This window comes from Pseudoalteromonas sp. 78C3 (genome assembly GCF_002836695.1).
Taxonomy (GTDB): domain Bacteria; phylum Pseudomonadota; class Gammaproteobacteria; order Enterobacterales; family Alteromonadaceae; genus Pseudoalteromonas; species Pseudoalteromonas arctica.
Window position 1 is genome coordinate 24,531 of sequence record NZ_PJAV01000147.1, and the last position, 18,491, is coordinate 43,021.

The 18,491-nt window shown below is 39.9% G+C and carries 18 protein-coding genes; 6 read left to right on the plus strand and 12 right to left on the minus strand.

Translation table 11 applies throughout. The features are described 5' to 3' along the window. Positions 1-167: 167 nt before the first annotated feature. From CXF76_RS11575 to CXF76_RS11610, 8 genes are read right to left on the minus strand one after another with little or no spacing between them, the layout of a single operon-like run. The gene (locus CXF76_RS11575) at positions 168-3,287 is read right to left on the minus strand and encodes a replication endonuclease (protein ID WP_101163725.1); all 3,120 of its coding nucleotides are present in this window, start codon (positions 3,285-3,287) and stop codon (positions 168-170) included. Continuing rightward, the gene (locus tag CXF76_RS11580; protein WP_101163726.1) at positions 3,288-3,569 is read right to left on the minus strand and encodes a hypothetical protein; all 282 of its coding nucleotides are present in this window, start codon (positions 3,567-3,569) and stop codon (positions 3,288-3,290) included. A gap of 18 nt (positions 3,570-3,587) precedes the next feature. After that, positions 3,588-3,896 (minus strand): hypothetical protein, encoded by a 309-nt coding sequence (locus CXF76_RS11585; RefSeq protein ID WP_101163727.1) that lies wholly within the window; start codon positions 3,894-3,896, stop codon positions 3,588-3,590. Beyond that, positions 3,896-4,495 carry a DNA N-6-adenine-methyltransferase gene (locus CXF76_RS11590; protein ID WP_101163728.1) on the minus strand — a complete coding sequence of 200 codons (600 nt, stop codon included), beginning with the start codon at positions 4,493-4,495 and terminating at the stop codon, positions 3,896-3,898. Before CXF76_RS11590 ends, CXF76_RS11585 begins: the two co-directional genes overlap by 1 nt. A 9-nt stretch (positions 4,496-4,504) precedes the next feature. After that, positions 4,505-4,909 carry a hypothetical protein gene (locus CXF76_RS11595; RefSeq protein ID WP_101163729.1) on the minus strand — a complete coding sequence of 135 codons (405 nt, stop codon included), beginning with the start codon at positions 4,907-4,909 and terminating at the stop codon, positions 4,505-4,507. A gap of 2 nt (positions 4,910-4,911) precedes the next feature. After that, on the minus strand, positions 4,912-5,184 hold the full coding sequence (locus CXF76_RS11600) for a hypothetical protein (protein ID WP_101163730.1): 273 nt from the start codon (positions 5,182-5,184) through the stop codon (positions 4,912-4,914). A gap of 9 nt (positions 5,185-5,193) precedes the next feature. Beyond that, positions 5,194-5,487: a helix-turn-helix transcriptional regulator gene (locus CXF76_RS11605; RefSeq protein ID WP_008135661.1), complete on the minus strand. Its 294-nt coding sequence runs from the start codon at positions 5,485-5,487 to the stop codon at positions 5,194-5,196. Beyond that, positions 5,484-5,702 (minus strand): YdaS family helix-turn-helix protein, encoded by a 219-nt coding sequence (locus CXF76_RS11610; protein ID WP_101163731.1) that lies wholly within the window; start codon positions 5,700-5,702, stop codon positions 5,484-5,486. Before CXF76_RS11610 ends, CXF76_RS11605 begins: the two co-directional genes overlap by 4 nt. Before the next feature lie 151 nt (positions 5,703-5,853). Between CXF76_RS11610 and CXF76_RS11615 the strand changes: the two genes are divergently transcribed. Both CXF76_RS11615 and CXF76_RS11620 read left to right on the plus strand, forming a co-directional pair. Next, the gene (locus tag CXF76_RS11615) at positions 5,854-6,492 is read left to right on the plus strand and encodes a LexA family protein (protein ID WP_101163732.1); all 639 of its coding nucleotides are present in this window, start codon (positions 5,854-5,856) and stop codon (positions 6,490-6,492) included. Between the two features lie 13 nt (positions 6,493-6,505). Beyond that, positions 6,506-7,441, plus strand: coding sequence for a hypothetical protein (locus tag CXF76_RS11620; protein WP_157823349.1), 936 nt, complete (start codon positions 6,506-6,508; stop codon positions 7,439-7,441). Between the two features lie 216 nt (positions 7,442-7,657). On the opposite strand, the gene CXF76_RS11625 is transcribed toward CXF76_RS11620, so the two are convergent. Both CXF76_RS11625 and CXF76_RS11630 read right to left on the minus strand, forming a co-directional pair. Then, positions 7,658-9,589 carry an ATP-binding protein gene (locus tag CXF76_RS11625; RefSeq protein WP_101163734.1) on the minus strand — a complete coding sequence of 644 codons (1,932 nt, stop codon included), beginning with the start codon at positions 9,587-9,589 and terminating at the stop codon, positions 7,658-7,660. A gap of 64 nt (positions 9,590-9,653) precedes the next feature. Then, a complete protein-coding gene (locus tag CXF76_RS11630; RefSeq protein WP_101163735.1) occupies positions 9,654-10,871 on the minus strand; it encodes a tyrosine-type recombinase/integrase in 1,218 nt (405 codons plus the stop codon). Positions 10,872-11,009: 138 nt separating this feature from the next. Here CXF76_RS11630 and sbcB point away from each other — a divergent pair, with 138 nt between their 5' ends. After that, complete coding sequence (gene sbcB, locus CXF76_RS11635) at positions 11,010-12,461, plus strand: exodeoxyribonuclease I (RefSeq protein ID WP_101163736.1); 1,452 nt, start codon at positions 11,010-11,012, stop codon at positions 12,459-12,461. A gap of 1,018 nt (positions 12,462-13,479) precedes the next feature. Here the strand turns inward: sbcB and CXF76_RS11645 are convergent. Continuing rightward, on the minus strand, positions 13,480-14,361 hold the full coding sequence (locus tag CXF76_RS11645; RefSeq protein ID WP_101163738.1) for an NAD(P)-dependent oxidoreductase: 882 nt from the start codon (positions 14,359-14,361) through the stop codon (positions 13,480-13,482). 121 nt (positions 14,362-14,482) lie between these two features. Between CXF76_RS11645 and CXF76_RS11650 the strand changes: the two genes are divergently transcribed. Together CXF76_RS11650 and CXF76_RS11655 are read left to right on the plus strand one after the other, a co-directional pair. Further along, positions 14,483-15,043, plus strand: coding sequence for a glutathione peroxidase (locus tag CXF76_RS11650; protein ID WP_101163739.1), 561 nt, complete (start codon positions 14,483-14,485; stop codon positions 15,041-15,043). Positions 15,044-15,153: 110 nt separating this feature from the next. Continuing rightward, the gene (locus tag CXF76_RS11655; RefSeq protein ID WP_101163740.1) at positions 15,154-16,134 is read left to right on the plus strand and encodes a 2-hydroxyacid dehydrogenase; all 981 of its coding nucleotides are present in this window, start codon (positions 15,154-15,156) and stop codon (positions 16,132-16,134) included. Positions 16,135-16,222: 88 nt separating this feature from the next. Here CXF76_RS11655 and CXF76_RS11660 read toward each other — a convergent pair whose 3' ends face one another. Then, the gene (locus CXF76_RS11660; protein WP_010553436.1) at positions 16,223-17,545 is read right to left on the minus strand and encodes a sodium-dependent transporter; all 1,323 of its coding nucleotides are present in this window, start codon (positions 17,543-17,545) and stop codon (positions 16,223-16,225) included. Between the two features lie 141 nt (positions 17,546-17,686). Here CXF76_RS11660 and CXF76_RS11665 point away from each other — a divergent pair, with 141 nt between their 5' ends. After that, positions 17,687-18,445, plus strand: coding sequence for a 4'-phosphopantetheinyl transferase family protein (locus CXF76_RS11665; protein WP_101163741.1), 759 nt, complete (start codon positions 17,687-17,689; stop codon positions 18,443-18,445). Positions 18,446-18,491: the final 46 nt, after the last annotated feature.

Below are 18,491 nucleotides of genomic sequence, written 5' to 3' on the forward strand. Positions count from 1 at the left end.
GCTAACTGATCCCCAGCTTTGCCTAATGGGGCTAAAAATCGGATATTGTCTGGTGTGGGGTGGCCGTAGAGTCGGCCGCGTTTTTTGGCGTTAAATTCGCGTATGTAGCCTTCTTTAATATCAGCGCCTCTAAGTGTACCCGCTAATTAAGCAATTAACGGGTACACTTAGGCCATTAAATCTATTGCCCACCAATCATTATCACTGATGGCCGTGGCCTCACCGTTCAATACTAATCGAGCTAAATCTAAATCACCAATAATGTCGGCATTACCTTTACTAAATTGGGTGTTTGATAGGGTGTTACGCCCGTCAAGCTCTGCATACATGTGCGCTAGGTCGTAAAGCTCACGGGCATATGCGTAGTGTTTTTCGGTTGGGGCTAGCGTTATTGGCTTTTTAGGTTTTGCCATATCGAGCTTTTCAAAGCTGTGTAGCTCACGTTCTTGCAGGTAGTACACGCGGTTGGCTCTAATAACATTGCCGCCTTGGTTTAACTGCTTCATTTGAGCGCCTGTAAACATGTTTAATAGGTCATCACATGGTTTGGCTGTTTGCTCGTCTGCTGCTGGGGTGTGTTTTTTGGCTTCAGTACGGGCTATTTCGTCAATAGATAGCTGGCGATGCTCTTTTTGCTGCGCTGCTTCGTCCAATACCACTAAATGGCCGTCTTTTATTAGGTAAATATGGTCGTTATTTTTAACCCGCTTACCTGCTAACAGGTCCTTTTTAACGTTAATGATCTCTTTTTTAGAAAAACCGATCATGTCTAGCAATAATTCGTCTGTATGCCCTACAGCTAAAGGCGTACGATTATTCCCACTAGTCCAAGGTAGGTCGGCTGCGCCGACGTTGTTGGCATCCTGCCCACCAATAACGGCGGTGTTTTCGTTTGCTGCGGTGCCTATAACTTGCTTAGACCAGGTATGAACGCGAGTAACAAGCGTGCAAAGGCCAAAGGTGTCTTCAACGCCTTTTAGGGTTTTAGTAAATTCGGCATATTGATTGCCGTATTCGGTATGTTGGTATGCAGGTTTAAAGCGTGCATCGCGGCCAATACCAAAGCCACCCATTAAGGTAACAAAGGTTTTAAAGTCGCCCTTGTCGGCAGCTTGGCGTACTTGCTCTAGTTGTTCGTTGCCTTCCACTTCTTCGCGCACTCGGCGCAATTCGCGCCAAATAGTAATAGATGGCGACTTTTGAAACTGAAACTGCCTAATACCCCACGTGCTGGCCCATGCTTTAACTGGGTTAACTGCTTGGGTGAGCTTTTCGCCTGTTTCTGCGTCATGTTCGTTTGCCAGTGCAAAGCCATCAATATTTTTACTTACGTACTTAGCAACATAAGCCGCTGCGCCGCCTGATTTTTTGCCGTCTTTGCCAATTTGCGCAGGTAGCATTTTTATAGCGGTGTAGCGTGGGCTGCTCGGAAAATAGTTTTTAACCGGTGCACGGGTGTACACCTTTTTAGATTTATTTAAACCCCAAATACGGCGCGCCTTTGTGTAGCGTGCGCGTAATGCTTTGCGGTTTTTAAAGCGCTGAAAAAATACCTCACGGTTGTCGCGGGTAAAGTAGCGGCGTAATATGTGGTTAACTTTGTCGTAGTAACGGGTTGGCATCCATAAAAGCATGTGCCAGTGAGTGCAACCGTCTGCATGTGGTTCTGCTACGCGTATACCAAAGTATGGTATTTCTTCGCGGTCTAATTTTGCGCGGGCTTGTGAGTAAAGCTTATTTAAATATAGGCTTGCATCTTTTGGCGTTGACCCATCCCACGTAGGCGAGTTTGCATGAAAACGGCTAGGCGCTGTAATGTTATAAAAGCCGCCTGTGTAGCCCATTTCGTCGGCCAGTTCTTCGGTTTCGCGTATGCGTAGCATTAATTCGTTGCGCATGTTTTCAGGGTTGGCAACGCCTGCTTCTACTGCTTTCATTAGCGATATAACATCGCTTTGTTCGTTTACTAATTCTAGGCTTTCTAGGTAGCGTTGGCCGCGTTCGCGATTGGTGGTGTATTCGGCAATTGCTTGCTTTGAACAATACGCACTTATGCCACGGCGCTTGGTGGTTTTAGCGCCTTTTTTATCAATGCTATTAAATAGGTCGCGGCCTACTTCGCCCGTTGCAATTTCTAGGTGCTCTAGGTAGCGGCTGCGTACTGTTTTAAGTTTACGCGCCCACCACTTATGATCTTGTGCTTTTAAAAGCGCTACTTCGGCATCGGGTATTGTTAGGTATTCGCTTTTTTCGGCAAACTGTAATTGCACGCTAAATTGTGCGGCATATTCGTTTACTTTTTCGTGTATGTCGGTTGCATCCCACGTGGGTTGTTCTTTTGCTAGGTCGGCTATTATTTCAGCTGTTTGCATAGCCAATACATTTGCATGTTTTTTGGTTTTATCTGCATTGGCTAATATGTACCACGGTAATGGCATAGCATTAGTAATTTGCTCTAGTATTTTAAGGCGTGGCTTTAATGTTTTAACGGTACGACGTAACCAGTTATTTGCACTGTATTGAGCGCGAATATTTGCGCTTGTTGGCTGTGCTTTTTGGTGCGGGTTTTTAGTGCCGCTAAAGTCGTAAAGCGCACGGCTTATTTGTATTAGTTCGTCTTTGGTTGCGTTGGCTGTGCTTTTTAAGCTGGTGTCGTATTTATTAATAAAGCGCTTAGCTACACGCATTTGCAGTGGCTTGGGTACTTTGCTTAAACATTGGTAAACAAACTTAACCTCTTCAGCGTCGTCTATTGCGTTAATAACCGACATGGCTGAGCTAGAAACCTGATCGCCTACTGCTTGTTTTAAATTTTGCTCGGTTAAAGGTTGTTTATTTTTTGCGTTGCGCTGCTTTTGTGCAAACTCCATATTTTTAGCAGTTTGGCGTACAAAGCTGGCTTGTATGCTGGGTGCGCGTTTGCTTTCAATAATGTCTTTTACAATAAAATTATGAATATTATTGTTATGCACTTTTTTAAGTGCCGCTTTAGCTGGCTTACTTAATTTAAGGTTAGTTACATCAATGCGGTGTTGTGCTGTTTTAAGCTCATCATAAAGCCAAGCGTTTGCTTTTTCGCTTGGGTTTATGGGCTCGTCTTTATACCAGGCATTATTTGGTGGGGTAATTTTGGCAATGTACTGCTTAACCATTTTATATTGGCTGTACGCAGTAAAACGGCCAAGGCCGTTTATTAATGTGGTGCGGTGTTCAATGTCGTCAACGGCCTTAACCAAAGTTAAAGCCGCTTTACATACATCAAAGTTTACAATGGGCCACATGCTCATTTATGCAAACTCTATTTCTACTAAATCTTTACCTACTTGAACGGCATCAATAGCGGCGCACATTTGGTCGTGAATTGGTACGTACTCAATGTAGTCATCGGCAATAAGTTTAACCACTGGCATAAAGTCAGTTAGGCAGTTTTCGCACTCCATAAGCATGGCAACGGTAGAGCGCTTGCCTAAATTTTTAATCGTAAAGTTTGCTTGCTCTACCGCGTGCTCAACAATGTTTTTAACTAATAGCTTATTTTTAGGCATAACTTGGTCTTTGATAGTGTTCATTTTAGTATTCCTTTGGGGTTAAAACGGGATGTCGTTTAATTCGTTGGGTAGGTGTATTTGATGAAAAACTTCTACATTTTTTACATCGTGATGATCCTGAATCATGTATTCTTTATATGAGTAGTTAAACCAAGCATCTGCACGCTCAGCCTCTTCTATTGTTTGTGAGTTAATGCAATCAAACCTCGCTGATATTTCAGGGGCGTATTTTTCAAGTGCTTTGGTTGCTATCTCGTGACCAACAGAAAACATCTTTCTAAAGTCCATTGATTTTTCACAATGAACTAAATAGCTAAGTGCCTTTTTTGCTTTTGGGTGTAGTTTCATTACTTCACTACTCCAAGCGCCGAGAATATTTTTCGGAACTCGTCGGTTCTATTGCCAAGGTAAGTAATAAAACAGCCTTTGGGTGCGCCTTTTTTTACATTGCCTTGTGCATCATTAAAGTGCGTACGACCATCAATAAAACAGCTTAAGCCTGCGTTTAATAACTTTTGGCACCATGCCTCTGAGCTATTAACAAAGGTAATGTTCATTGCTTCTTTAAAGTTACCTTGCGCATATTGGTCTAAGTAATAGTCAATCCAATCGCCGTTGCTGGCTATGTCTTCGGTAATGCAGTGGCCGCGATACTTACTGTAAGTCGGGTCGTTACATATTTTTTTAACGCACTTCTGTTTGCATGCCTGTTCACCTTTATTGAATGGGTGATTTAACCAAACCGTGTTTGCTATCCAATTTCGTGTTAATGCATCATCATCTTTGGTTAAATAACACGTTGCTTTTACTGACTTGTTAGCCACTACACAACTTGCTGGGTCTAAATCAATAACCGGAAACATTTGGTGCACATACTTCAAAACTTTATCGGGCGTGTAAAATTCAACATTGCCACTATCTTGATTGATTAGCTGATCGGGAGTCATGGCTATTCCTTAGTGTGTTTGTGAATCAGTTTTTGACTGTTTAACTAAACGCGGAACAACATCAAACTTAGGCGGGGTTCTTTCGAAGTTTTCGCGGCCAAGTACGTTGGCGTCGGTAAAAGCGGCAACAATGTCTTGTAACGCTAAAATGCCTTTGCGCACTGCTTCACGCTCTTGCAAATTAAATTGATAAAAGCTCATTTCTATATGGCGTTGTTTAAGTCCTGCAGCAATACACACTAATTTTCGTTGTTGATCAGTTAAAACGGCATTAAACACATAACCTGGTGTGCGCGTTCTATCGCTCATTAATGCTTTTATTTCAGCTAAGCCTTTTGGTATGTGGCGCCCTTCTACAGCTTTTAATGGCGCTGGTTGTGCGTTATTGGTGTGTTTAACTAATGCATTTGCCATGGTTATACTCCTTGTGCTTGTTGCTGTGGTTTAGATAAAGCTTGTGTTTTTAACCAGTACACGGCTTTTTGTATGGTTTGGTTTTCGTTTCCGTGGCAGTAAATAGGTAATGGCAACTCGCCAACAAAGGCTTGTAAGCACGGTTCAAATTCAACTGATTTACAATTAACGGCTTCTTTGGTGCTTATTTGGCACGTAAGTAAATACTCAGCCTTAATAGCTAAGTTAGGTAATGCGTTATACGTGTTTTGGTCAAATACTTGATATGTGCTCATTGTTTGCTCCTAGTTATTAACGCTTTGTTGGTGCTGCGTTCTAAATTTAATTAGCTCGTTTAAGCGATAATGATTAGTTTTGCCAAACTGAATTGATTTAGGAAAATCAGACAACTTCGACAAAATCCAAAACTTTTTACGCGCACATCCCAATACTTCGCATGCCTCAACGGTGCTAACTAGGCGGTCTTTTTGCTCTTCAAGCTCAGTGCGTAGTTGGTTGTTTTCTTGCAGTAGTGCAAACAGCACAGCTTTAGCGTCTGGGTGAATATCTAATAATATGATTTGTTGTTCAGTACTCATACTGCATCTTCCTTGTTGCTTTTTTGATGATCGGCTAGTAAATCGTTTACCGATATTTCACCGTTAGTTAGTTCTGAAATACGCGGAATGTATTTCGCTGGGGCTTGGCAGTGACGGTTAATCCAATACCAAATAATGTTTTGTTTTGTGCTTAACAACTTGGCGGCTTTTGTTTGCCCACCAATTATTTCTATTGCTTTTGCTACGGCACTCATATTTCCTCCAAGCAGTATTTATCAATTAAACCGATAATAAATATCTATTTAACCGATGTCAATATCGATTTAACTGATTAGACAAAATAAAATAAAAAGGCAATAATCAGTAAATATCACTTTAAGCGATTTTAATATTAGGAATTTAAAAATGGATTTAGGAAAAAGAGTAGAAAAAAGACGTGTTCAGTTGGGGATGACTCAAGCACAGCTAGGCTTAATTGCGGGTTTAGCACAAAACTCTATTCATAATATTGAATCAGGCGAAACTAAACGCCCTCGTAAGATTGATACTCTCGCCCAAGCTCTCAATTGCACTCCAGAATATTTACTATTTGGAATTGGCGAAATACAGAGTGATGAAAAAAATATAAATAACAACGTTACACCAGGGCCATCAATCAAAGCCACCGCCCCACTTATTAGCTGGGTGCAAGCCGGTGCTTGGTCAGAAATAAGTGAAATTAAAGCCTACGACGCTGAACGCTTTATGTGCCCTGTTAATTGCAGCGACCTAACTTTTGTTTTAAAGGTGCAAGGTATTAGCATGGAGCCAAAGTTTGATGAGGGCGATTTGATTTTTGTAGATCCTGAAGCCGAATGCATCCACGGCTCATACGTAGTAGCCCGCCTAGACGACGACAACCAAGCGACATTTAAACAGCTAATTATCGAAAACGGCCACAAATTCCTAAAAGCCGCCAACCCCAACTGGCCTGAACAGCTAATTCCAATTAATGGTAATTGCACGTTGGTTGGAAAGGTAATATTTACAGGTAAGTCGTTATAAACAAGGAATTGTTATGAATAGTTTTTTTAAACGGTATTGGAAAATATTATGTCTATCTGCGGGTGTTTATCTTCTGTGGGTACTAGGGTGGCTCATTTACACTAGAACTCTTTGCCCTTCGATAATGAACCATATTAATGGAATCCAATGGAAACCATCTAATTTTTCTATTTCTTATGCTGCATCAGCTTTAGATAGCCTAATTTTCTTTACCGTAGTGGGTTTAGCCATCACTATCATTTCAATTAAGAGGCCAGAAGAAGAGAAATTAGCAACTAAAATAGAGTACATTTTTCCTGATGCTGACGCGGACTCAACTTTAGGAAGGTTTCTGGCGAGTAAGGTTTCGGCTTTAGCGTGTATTAGCCCTGTTACTAGCCGAATTATTACGATTAAAGAGATTTCTGAAGAAAATGAAACTGTTAAGGTGATGTCGAGAACTAACTGTATTATAAAAAATATCCATAACAACCATCATTATGCAACTGATTCAATGTCATTTGGTGTTAAGTCTGACCCAGTAAAAGTAGATGGAGACTTAATAGGTGAAGTGAACGATATATCGATCTTATCTAATCTTGAAGATCCTAGTAAAAACCAACATATTCTTAGTGGTGCTTATCCTATAACAACATCGAGCCCTGAATTTTCGGAAACATTTTCATTAAAATTATCACCTGGTGAAGTTGTAAGTTATCAAACGTCAGCATGGCTTTGGCAACCTATTAAAGAATCTTTAAGGTTTACACCACCACGTTATACCGAAAGCCAAGATGTGACGCTTCACAATGAAACACAATACGCTATAGATTTCCGGGTGGGCATACCTAATGATGCTGATGTATCTTTTCAAATTCAACCTGGCCGCTCACATAATTTTAAAGTAGGCTCTTGCACCCCGGGTGAAAAAATTATTGTCCATTTTGAAAGCTGGAAACTACCTGATTAGTATTTAATTAGTATTTAATTAGTATTTAATTAATATTGATAGTTATGATCTGTTGTCATATACTCAATACAAGCCTTATTTGGTGCGACATTAGTGCGACACCGTTAAATCTTTGGAGGTTGTTATGAAATCAAGTGAATTTACAGGGCCATAGCCCAACAATTTAAATACCCAAAAGCCCGCTAATGTGGGCTTTTTGTTTCATTAGTTGCGTTCTTATTTTTGAACTTCAAGAATTACATCTAAGAACGATTGCGGAATGAAGCTTCCTTTAATTTTGCACATTGATTTTTTAGCTATAGTTACTTTTAAAGTACTTTGATTATTATTTATAAAAGACTTCCTTAGGTCAGGAAATATACTAACAACCTTATTTTCGAGTGGGTGCCCATCATACAAAAGATATTCACTGTCTGTTTTCAATACAAGTCCAGAAATATATTTTAAATCAATGTCTTTCTTTGACTCTCGGCCAAGAACTTTAGCTATAAACCAATCTACAGATATCTGCAAAAGAGCATCATTTTCTAACCAATCATTAAAAGAAACTTTTTCACCACAGATGCTTTCAAGTGAATACTCAGTTTTACCAGTGTCATGTAGTAAATGTATTACATTTATTGGGTCAAGTGATAGGTTTTCGATTGCATAAGCATAATTATTCGCTAAGGTTTTTACATTTTCTGGTCTTTTATTATGCTTGTTATCATAATCGATAATTCCTCTAACATTTGTAGCTCCATCGGAACTCAATGACTCAACACTAGCAACAACTTTCACACAGTCCCCTTCGCCGTTGATAGCATTAACAAAACTATTTACGAGAGCATCATCAGTAATATCAAGTATCTGCCTTAATTTGTTTTTAAGGGTCTCTTCAGGAACCTTTGCTCCAGACGGAATAAAGTTTAAAGATATAGATGGATCGACTTTACCAAGTAATTTTAATTCATTAAAAATAATCGTATAGAAATCTGCATCAAAATTACTTTCAACATAAACCTGCCTACGGTTTTTGGGGTCTATTGCAATTTGAGTAACTCCGTCAAGAAGCTCTGTAACAGCAGTATCTTTATCAATATTTTGTATATAATTATCATCAACTAAATAAACATTATCACTTGGTGCTAGCGCTACGGTTGTTGGTGAATGTGTTGTAATAAGAATGACTGAATCAAAATTTTTATTAAATGATTTAAATACCTCATACATTTTCTCCACCATTTTGGGGTGCAAAAAAGCGTCAGGCTCATCGAGCATAAGCACCTTTGGAGCATTTGCCATATCAGAATCATAGTATTGGCTATTAAATAAAGTCAGCGCTAACCATAATAAAGTTTTTTCTCCAGAAGATAGGTGCTCAACTTTAACTGGTGTTTCTTCTTGCCCTTGAAGTAGCTCGGCTTGATAAGAATAGCTTTGTGAATTCTCATCAGGAATTGAAAACTGAAATTTACCGTCAAATGTATCATCTAATATACGATTGAGAAGTACCCAAGGTTTATCACCAAACTGCTTTATAAACTCCTCTTCAGAAAAGAACTTAACATTTCTACTTTTTACTTTGTGGAAATATTCATTCTGCTCATTTTGGTTTCGACGCTTTATATATTGATTGGCAATAGTAGATACATTCTGGGTTCCAAGAACATTGAGAGATGGTTCTTCATAATACAGAATAAGCTCGTCTTCGGTCAGTTCTGATGCTCGCTTACCTAATTTTCTTCCAATCGAAGTCGCAAGTTTTAATATGGATTGGTAATCTAAGCCTATTTCTTCTCCTCTACCACCCATCATTCTTCCATGATGACTTGGCGTTTTAGTGTTAGTAAGGGTATCAAAATCACTCTTAATCTGGTGATAGTATTGAAGCGTTGCTATAAGCTGATTCTGCTGACTACTGTACGTATAATACCCAGATGCCTGTGGCTGTATCAAACTTGATTGTGCTACCAATCTAATATCTTGTCGTTCAAGCAAAGAGTCTTTTAAATAAAATGAGATAGAATTATTTTGAATTCCTTCTAATAAGCGTGTTTTCCCTGATCCATTTCTTCCTGTTAAAACAACTATTTTTTCATCTAAATTAACAGGACTCTGCAATTTAAAACCATTATATTCTTTTATATTTTCAAGCTTAATTAGCACTCTGTTCCCCTAAAATGTTTTAAATCAAAACTACTGTACAACAGTTTATATTAGCAGCTATTGGCTAATTTTTAACAAGCTCATTTTCTATCGCTTTATGTATCAGCTGGCAATATAACTCGTACCCTTCTGCTTGCTCTTTTATCCAATCGTGTTTGTTGTATACGGCCATTACTCCGCGCATTGTGTGGCCGAGCATTTTTTCTGTTACGTGAGGTGCTATACCATTTTCGCTTAGTAATGTTGATATTGAACGGCGAGCGTCGTGCGGTAGGAACTTAGGCATTTTGTATTTTTCAAACAGGTGATCCCACATTCGGCAGCAGTAACGGTTGATGCTGTGGGTGGTCATTGGTTTGTGTGGATTACCGCCAGGTATTAAATAACCTTGACGGCCGTATACCATAGCAAGCTTATCTAATATACTTTTCATCTTAGTTGATATTGGGCGACGGATTGCTTTATTTGTTTTTGAATTTTCGGGTGGTACTGTCCAAATATTGTTGTCAAAGTCAAAATGCTCCCACTTGGCTAAACGAACTTCTGATTGCCTTGCCCCTGTTATATAAATTAGCTGAAGGCATGCTTTAGTTGCTGGTGTGGCTTTTGAGCTTTCTATTTGTATCCAAAGCTTTGCAATTTCATCAAAGCGCATAACTCGTTGGCCAACTGATGCTTGCTCACCAATATCATTTACGTTGAGTGTTAGTACTGGGTTAAACGGCTTAACTTCGCCGCGTTTTTCAGCCCAACCAATAATTGATTTAATACGCACTAATATAGTGCCGGCTGTTTTAGCACTGCCTAATTTTTTTACGTCATCAAAGTAGGTTATCCAATCTTTGATGGTCATTAAATCAAGCGGCATATTTTTATCATTAAGGATTGGTACAATCCATTTGCTGACTTGGTTTGTGTATAAAGTTTGCGTTTTTTCTTTTAGATCGGGTACTTTTTTATCTAACCACTTTGCAGCAACTTCTGACATTGTGGGCAAGCCCTTGGCATTGTTACGCATAAACTTAAGTTCTAGGCGTGGGTCTTTACCCTGACTCAACCAATTTTGAAACAATGGTATGTAATCTTGTGCTTCTTTTATGCTTAGCCCAGGATAGCGGCCTAGTGTAATAATTACCTGCTTAGCATCAACACGACAACGGTATTGCCAAGTGATGGTGCCCTTAGCTGATACCCTTACACTTAAACTATCTCTATGCGATAATACGCACGGTATTTGATTTTTACCTAGCAGCTTTCTTAATTTGGTGTCACTGATTGCCATTTAATTTTTTATACACAGTTAGCAAAAAATTTATACACAATACTATACACACAATGCGTCAATTACAAGAAACTCAAAAATACAAAAAGAAACTGAGCAGCGCTAATAACCCGCAAATATAAAGGGCTAAGACATAGAATGAATAATGAAAGCTATCAAGAGAATCAAGCGACAATCTATTGGCACGACTACGAGACTTGGGGGGCGAGCCCTCAAAAGGATAAGCCGAGCCAGTTTGCGGGTGTTCGTACCGATCTTGATTTAAATATTATTGGCGAGCCGCTTATTGAATATTGTAAGCCGCAAGCGGATTACTTGCCTCACCCTGAGGCGTGTTTAATTACGGGTATTACGCCACAAGTAGCGATGAAAAAAGGCTTGGTTGAGGCTGAGTTTATAGCAAAAATTCATGCTGAGTTTAGTGTGCCAAACACCTGTGTTGCCGGTTACAACAGCATTCGGTTTGATGACGAAGTAAGCCGTTATAGCTTTTACCGTAATTTTTACGACCCATACGAGCGCGAATACAAAAACAATAACAGCCGATGGGATATTATTGATTTAGTACGTGCTTGTTACGCGCTGCGCCCTGAAGGGATTGAATGGCCGTTAAAAGAAGACGGCAGCCCAAGCTTTAAGCTAGAGCATTTAACCGTAGCTAATGGTATTGAACACACCGCTGCGCATGATGCACTAAGCGATGTAACCGCCACTATTGCATTGGCTAAACTAATAAAAGAAAAACAACCAAAGCTGTATAACTTCTTTTTTGGTTTGCGTAATAAAAAAGCCCTTGCTGAATTGGTTGATGTATTTAACATGACGCCGCTGGTGCATACCACATCGCGCATACCTGCAACACAAGGCTGTACAAGCTGGGTTGCACCAATGAGCTTTCATCCGGTAAATAAAAACGCGGTTATTTGTTTTGATTTAACTCAAAACCCGCAAGTACTCATTGATTTAAACGTAGAAGAGTTACGCAAACGCTTATACACCAAACGTGTAGATTTAGCCGAGGGTGAATTACCTGTTGGCTTAAAACTAGTGCATTTAAACAAGTGCCCTATTTTAGCCCCAGCTAAAACATTATTGCCTGAAAACGCCGCTCGCCTTGGGATTGATCGCGAGCAGTGCTTAGCTAACTTAGCTATTTTAAAAGCCAATACCGACCTTCGCGATAAAGTAACCGAAGTGTTTAACGAGCAAGGCGATTACAGCGCAACCACTAACGTTGACTACTTACTTTACGATGGGTTTACAAGCCATGCCGATAAAGCTAAGTTTGCGATTATTCGTGATGCAAAACCAGATGAATTGGCTGGATTGAAGTTAGACTTTGAAGATAAAAAGTTTAATACATTGTTGTTTAGATACCGCGCCCGTAACTGGCCTGAAACGCTAAACCAGCAAGAGCTTGACCAATGGCGCCAGTATTGCCAAAACAAGTTAATGCACGGGGAAGATCAACCGTCGATTAATGCGCAAGATTTTATGATCACCCTTGAAAACCTAGCGCATGAACATGACGACAGCGAAAAAAATCTTACAATTTTAAAGGCACTGTATAACTACGCACAAAGCATGTAATTTGGTTTGTATAACGCATTAAAAACGCGACGCTTTAGCAATAAAGCGTCGCGTTTTTGTTTATAAATATCTGTACCACTTCAAACAAAGCAAAATCTATTTCACAAAGAGAAGCGAATGAGGAGTAAATGAGAAGACATAAAAAACAATCTTTTTTAGATCTATTACTTCCTCTAAAAGCGCAGCGCCTCATGTCCTCTTTGTGAATAAATCACTTTACGGGCTTTGCCCGTCACGCAAGCAAGCTTCGCGTCTACGAAACAACCACAAATCTATACTGTGGGGTAGACGTAGAGCTTGCTCACGTGAAAAGCGCAGCTTTTAATTGCTTAAATAAAACACTATTCACAAAGAGAAGAGCAAGAGGAGTAAATGAGAAAATATAAAGACCAACAACAATCTTTTTTATCTATTACTTCCTCTAAAAGCGCAGCGCCTCATAACCTCTTTGTGAATAAGTCACTTTTACGGGCTTTGCCCGTCACGCAAGCAAGCTTCGCGTCTACAAAGTAAAACTGATATCTACACTTTGACGGTAGATGGTGAGCTTGCTCACGTGAAAAGCACCGCTTTTAATTACTTAAATAAAACACTATTCACAAAGAGAAGAGCATGAGAAGTAAATGAGAATACATAAAAACAACAACCGTTTTAGACTTATCACAGCCTCTAAAAGCGCAGCGCCTCATAACCTCTTTGTGAATAAATTACTTTATGGGCTTTGCCCGTCACGCAAGCAAGCTTCGCGTCTACGAAACAACCACAAATCTATACTTTGGGGTAGACGTTGAGCTTGCTCACGTGAAAAGCACAGCTTTTAATTACTTAAATAAAATACTATTTCACAAAGAGAAGCGAATGAGGAGTAAATGAGAAACATAAAAACAATAGTTTTTTAGATCTATTACTTCCTCTAAAAGCGCAGCGCCTCATAACCTCTTTGTGATAAATCACTTTACGGGCTTTGCCCGTCACGCAAGCAAGCTTCGCGTCTACATCGACATACCCAACTTAAACGTTACTTTTTATGCAGTGCTTCAATGCGTGCTAGTAAACTTGAGGTGTCGTATCTGCCGCCGCCAAGTGCTTGTACATCGGCGTAGTATTGATCGACCGTTGCGGTCATTGGCAGTGTTGCGCCGTTGTTTTTAGCTTCATCGAGTGCAATGCCTAAATCTTTACGCATCCAATCTACGGCAAAACCAAACTCATATTCACCCGCCCACATTGTTTTGTAGCGGTTTTCCATTTGCCACGAACCGGCTGCACCTTTAGAAATGGTTTCTATAACTTTTTCACCATCAAGCCCAGCTTGCTTGGCAAAATGTAAGCCTTCGGCTAAACCTTGCACTACACCAGCAATACAAATTTGATTAACCATTTTACAAAGTTGTCCCGAGCCAACGCCGCCTAACAGTTGGCTAAAACGACTAAACGCCCCTATAACTGGCTGCACTTTAGCAAATACGGCTTCGCTGCCACCCGCCATAACCGTTAATACGCCGTTTTCGGCGCCAGCTTGTCCGCCCGATACAGGCGCATCAATAAAGTCGATATTTTGCAGAGCCGCTTTTGCAGCCACTTCGCGTGCTACTTCGGCAGAGGTTGTGGTGTGATCAACCAAAATAGTGTGCGGCAACATGCCCGCTAACACGCCGTCGTCGCCATACACTACTGAGCGTAAGTCGTCATCGTTACCAACACACATAAATACGATGTCGGCATTATTGGCAGCTTCGCGCGGGGTTGGTGCAAAGCTTCCTGAATGTTCTGCAGTCCACGCTTGTGCTTTAGCTTGAGTGCGGTTATAAACGCATACGCTGTATCCTGCTTTTGCTAAATGCCCCGCCATTGGGTAACCCATTACGCCTAAACCTATAAATGCGACTTTCATTGACATAAAAATGACCTATTTAACTGATAACTTAGAAACTAGACCTCGATTATGTCAACCGGTCGATAAAAAAGCGAATGAAAGTCTTTATAAAATTTCCTCAACGGGAAAGGTAAGTAGGTAACCTATGGACAGTATTTATCAATTTAATGCACCACTTTTTAACAGCGAAAATTTTCCTCTTAGCCAGTTACAGGGCAAAACCGTTCTTATTGTTAATACAGCGAGTAAGTGTAATTTTTCGGTGCAATTAAACGCGCTCGAAAAGCTCTATCAGCAATACAAAAGCAATGGTTTTACTGTACTTGCGTTTCCCTGTAACCAGTTTGGCCAAAATGAGCCGCTTGATAATTTAGCCATAAAAGACTTTTACCAAGATCAATTTAATATCTCGTTTGAGGTATTTGGCAAGGTAATGGTAAATGGGCCAGAAACACACCCGTTGTTTAATTATTTAAAATCGCATACGCGGGGTATTTCGCAAAATCGTGCAATTAAGTGGAATTTCACTAAGTTTTTAATTAACTCACAAGGGCAACTTGTTGCACGCTATGCACCACGTACTAAGCCCGAAACACTTAAACAAGTAATAGAAAGCAACCTACTGCAAGCCGCAAAGTTAAGCGCTGCTAGAGGTGGTAAAAAAGTATCGTCAAAAATACCTTTGTTTACGTCGGCTAAGGCATAAATTAGGGCTTAATTTAAATCAATAAAATGCGTGTTACTAAAGCACAGGTTTATAAAGTAGTTTATTGTATTAGTAATAAATAATACTCCTTAAGCGTCGAGGCTATTACCATGAACATTGCTTTTTTTAGTACTCAAAAGTACGAACTGCCTTTTTTTGAACAAAGTACACGCGATCACCGTGATATAAAAATAACGTATTTTGAGCAAGCCCTGAGCGAACAAACGGCCATTTTAACAAACGGGTTTGATGCCATATGCGTATTTGTTAACGACACTGTAAACGCCACTGTTATTGAACAATTGGCAAGCCAAGGCATAAATACTATTTTGCTACGTTGTGCAGGATTTAATAATGTTGATTTACCTGCAGCAAAAGCACATAAAATTAAAGTATTACGTGTTCCTGCTTACAGCCCTGAGGCCGTAGCCGAGCATTGTATTGCACTTATGCTAACGCTTAGCCGTAAAACACATAAAGCGTATAACCGCGTACGCGAAGACAATTTTGATTTAAATGGATTGCTTGGTTTTAACTTGCACAATAAAACCGTGGGTATTGTAGGTTGCGGTAAAATTGGCCTTGCGCTGTGTAACATTTTAAATGGCTTTGGCGCTAATGTATTAGTGTGCGACCCCTACGCACAACCTGGCAATTATACAATTACCGATATAGACACCTTACTTAGCCAAAGCGATGTGATTTCTTTGCATTGCCCTTTAACGGAGCAAACTCATCATTTAATAAATGACGAGGCATTTAGCAAAATGAAAACCGGCGTTATGCTTATTAACACCTCTCGTGGTGCATTACTTGATAGTAGCGCATGTATTAGTGCGCTTAAAACTAAAAAACTAGGGTATTTAGGGCTCGACGTTTACGAGCAAGAGTCGGAGCTGTTTTTTAAAAACCACAGCGACGAAATAAATCAAGACGATATATTTTCGCGCTTAGTGAGCTTTAAAAATGTTTTAGTAACAGGCCATCAGGGCTTTTTTACCCAAGAAGCACTCACCGAAATAGCAAACACAACCCTACTTAACGCGCTTGAAGTAAATGAAGGTAAACCTCTGACTAATGAGGTTTTATAAATACCTTAGCTTTACCTAAATAATAGGCACAAAAAAAGCGAAGTTAGTCTCTTCGCTTTTTTGTTTAAAAATTTACTTTAAATAGAGCTTAACCAAAGGCAACGTTTGCAAATACTAAGGTCATTAATACTGGGCAAACAAAACGAATATACTGAGCAAACCAGTAATGTACGCCTGTTGTTGCTTGATGTAATTTGTTACCACGCTGCCACATCCACCCTACTGTAATAAAGTAAAATAAACCCATAAGCGGTAATTGGTATTGAGTAAATAGCATAATTACCAAACCAAATAACCAATCAAAATTTAATATAATCGCGCTTGCACACACAAGAACAACGGCGCTTACCGCCCATGTTGCTTTGGTGCGGCTAACCTTGTGGTTTTCGACTAAAAACGCTACCGGAATTTCAGTCGTCGATATAGTTGACGTAACCGATGCGATAGACATTAATACAAAAAATAATAAACCAACTAATAAGCCAATTTCGCCCATGGTGCTAAATAGCTCAGGTAAAATAGCAAAAATAAGCTGCCCTTCCCCAATCAGTTTACCACCACTAAATACTTCAACACCGTTGTGCTGCGCCACATAAATAGCAGGAATAATAAGTAACCCCGCTAAAAAAGCAACGCCAGTATCAAGTAGTGCAACACCGGCTGTGAGCTTTGGTAAATTAGCATCTGGCTGTAAATACGAGCCGTAAATCATCATACAACCCACACCTAAAGAGAGCGAAAAGAACGCTTGCCCCATTGCAGCAATAATTAAATTAGGGTCGAGTATTTGGCTAAAATCAGGAATTAAATACGCAGCAAAACCTTCGCTTGCGCCATCGAGTGTTGCAATGTAGGCAATTAAACCAACAAGCAGCACAAGTAACAGTGGCATTAAACGGCGCGACCAGGTTTCGATTCCCGATTTAACACCTTTTAAAATAATACTGGCAGTTAAAATAAGCATAAGCGGCGTAAATACAAAATTACGCAGCACTGAGTCGCTATGTAAAAACTCGCTTGCGCCTGTAAACCCAAAAAAGGTTGTTATAGGTTCAATAGCGTACGAGAGCATCCACCCTGCTACTATTGAGTAAAAACTTAGCATAACAACTGCGCCCGCAAGGCCTATATAACCTGCCGCAGCACCAACCTTACGGTTAGTGTTTTGCCATGCATCGCCCAATGCTTTTACAGGATTAGCTTGTGCTTTGTGACCTAAATAAAGTTCGGTATACAGCGCAGGTAGCGCAAGTAAAAATATAACAATAAAATAAACCAGTAAAAAAGCACCGCCGCCATGGTTGGCCGCTTGCGTAGGAAAACCCCAAATATTACCCAAACCCACTGCTGCGCCAGCAGCGGCTAAAACAAAACCAAGTCGGCTTTGAAACCCATCACGCACTTGTGCCATACATCTACAAATCTGTTATTATTTTGATTATTGTGAATTAAACCATATTTCATGCCAGCTGAGTAATAAAATTGTACCCAGCCTTTATTAGTGGCGTTAACCGCTCACAATATCAGCGACTTCTTTTGCTTTAGGGCTTTTATGACTGAACACTATTTTAAAAACGCCTTGAGTATTACTTCAACTCAATTGGCAAATTTGTCTTTAGCGAGTAACAGTATTTTATTATTTAATGCTAAAACACTTGAGCTTAGTGACTTTAATTTGCCCGATTGCTTAAGCCCATTTGAGTTAACCATTATAAACCGCCGTAAAAGCCCGCCAGCTAAGCAAGAGTATTTAGCGACGCGGTTATTGTTAAAACACCTTATTAAAGTAGCGCAGCCGCAACATGCGCACGTGGCGCTTAATAAAATGAGTACCGAATTTGACGAGGCAAGCTCAAAGCTGCAAATACATGTGAGTGGTGATGTTATAAATACCTGTATTTCGCACTCGCATGGTTTAGTTGGGGTCGCGCTAAATCTTGATAAAAGTGAGTTTGGTTTTGATATTGAAAAAGTAAGCCTAAAGCGCCCGTTTGAAAAGCTCGCTAAGCATTTTTATCATAATGATGAAATTACACTTATCACTGAGCCTACTAATACCCAAGCCCAAGCAGATACGTTTTTTAGAATTTGGACATTAAAAGAGTCACTTGCTAAAGCCACCAGCCGCCCTATTGCAAAATTACTTAGCCCCAATGTGTTTGACGAATTACATAGTGCAAAGCTGAGTGCTTGCAGTAATCGCGTTACTGTAGTTGATAGCAGTGACAGCAATGTTTGTTTTGATGTGAGTGTGGTGCATAAAAAAAGCATCGACTGGCGATGCTTTTTATTAACTGATTTTGTTAAGTAATTTTGTTAAGTAACTTTACTAGTTAATTTTACTAGGTAACTTTACT